The sequence below is a fragment of the Streptomyces beijiangensis genome, assembly GCF_017315755.1.
Taxonomy (GTDB): Bacteria; Actinomycetota; Actinomycetes; order Streptomycetales; family Streptomycetaceae; genus Streptomyces; species Streptomyces beijiangensis.
This window is the reverse complement of sequence record NZ_JAFLRJ010000671.1, coordinates 1-1,478: the sequence shown is the minus strand read 5'-3', so window position 1 is coordinate 1,478 and position 1,478 is coordinate 1. Positions and strand designations below refer to the sequence as shown.

The window sequence follows — 1,478 nt, the reverse complement described above, 5'->3', positions numbered from 1 at the left end:
CATCGACGGTCAGGTCCTCGTGCTGGGCGAGGTGGCTGGTTATCCACCGCGAGACGACCGGGCCGAAGCGGCCTTCGCGGGTGGAGCCGAGGACGACGGCGATGCGCAGGGTGTCGGTCATGGGGAACTCCTGTGATGTGTACGGCGTATCGATCTGCGTACACCGTACACAGCGAATGTGTACGGTGTCTACTGGCGATACGCTGTACACGGAGAGTCGAGAAGAGGAGGCCGACTGATGGCAGGCGAGCAGAAGAAGGACGGGGACAGAGTGGAGCTCTCGCTCTGGGAGCGCCTCGAACGCCCCGCGCCCGCGGCCCGTACCTCACTCACCCCGCGGAAGATCGCGGAGGTGGCGGTCGCGATCGCCGACGCGGAGGGCTTCGCCGCCGTCACCATGCGGCGGCTGGCCAAGGAGCTGGATGTCGCGCCGATGGCCGCGTACCGCCATGTCTCCGGCAAGGACGACCTCTGGGCGCTGATGATCGACCGCATCTTCACCGAGCTCGGAGCCGCTCCCGAGGCGAAGGGCTGGCGGGGAGTGCTGCGCGCGGAGGCCTTGAACGTAAGGGAGCTGATGCTCCGGCACCCCTGGATGGGCGAGCTCCCGGCCCCGCTCTTCGTGCTGACCCCGAACCGTATGGCGGCCGCGGAGCGCCAGCTCGCAGGGCTCGACGGGCGGGGCCTGGACGTCGACACGATGATGGTCGCGATGCGCACCGTCAACGCGTACGTGTACGGCATCACGCGCTCGGAGGTGGCCCTCCACTCGTACATGAAGCAGCACGGCTGGGACAACCCGGACCAGACGCGGACGGCCCTCGCGCCGCAGATGATGTACCTGATGGGGACGGGCCGCTATCCGACCTACCACCGCTACACGCGGGAGGCGGAGCACAAGGACGACCCGTCCTGGGAGTTCGAACTCGGCCTCGACTGCGTGCTGGACGGCATCGAGGCCCGGCTGGAACCGGGCAGCTGACGGTCCGGCGGNNCCGCCCGGGACCAGCCGGGCGAGGAGCTGCCCCACCACCGGGCCCGCCTGCGGGTCGGCCATCGCCTCGCCGATGCTCGAGTCGAGCGTCACCGGAATCCGCAGCACGTCCCCCTCGACGTCGACGCGTGCCGTGGCCCGGAGGTCGCGGCTGGAGGAACCCACGTGCACCTCGTACGCACCGCCCTCCACGATCCAGCGGTCGGTGCGGGTCTCCCAGTACGCCAGGTCCTCACGCCGTACGGCGACGCCGACCGTGACGCTCGCGCCGGGCTCCAGGTCCACGGCCGCGAACCCCTTCAGCTCGCGGGGCGCGCGCACCACGGCCGAGCCGGGCTTCCCGGTGTAGACCTGGACGATCTCGCGTCCCGCGCACGTACCGGTATTGGTGACGGTGACCCGCACGGTGATGCCGGACGCGTCGACGACGGCTTCGGGGGCGGAGTACGCGAAGGACGTGTACGACAGGCCGTGCCCGAAGGGG

Annotated in this window: 1 protein-coding gene and 1 pseudogene; one reads left to right on the top strand and one right to left on the bottom strand. The window is 70.1% G+C overall.

The annotated features are described in order from the left end of the window. Nucleotides 1-238: 238 nt before the first annotated feature. On the top strand, nucleotides 239-982 hold the full coding sequence (locus tag J0695_RS38155; RefSeq protein WP_206969430.1) for a TetR/AcrR family transcriptional regulator: 744 nt from the start codon (nucleotides 239-241) through the stop codon (nucleotides 980-982). A gap of 222 nt (nucleotides 983-1,204) precedes the next feature. On the opposite strand, the pseudogene J0695_RS45820 reads toward J0695_RS38155, so the two are convergent. Continuing rightward, a pseudogene (locus J0695_RS45820) lies at nucleotides 1,205-1,315 on the bottom strand (fibronectin type III-like domain-contianing protein); the annotation flags it as partial. Nucleotides 1,316-1,478: the final 163 nt, after the last annotated feature.

What these genes read in the sequence shown, in the direction of transcription:
- J0695_RS38155 (WP_206969430.1), top strand. Translation starts at nt 239, where the DNA reads ATGGCAGGCGAGCAGAAGAAGGACGGGGACAGAGTGGAGCTCTCGCTC.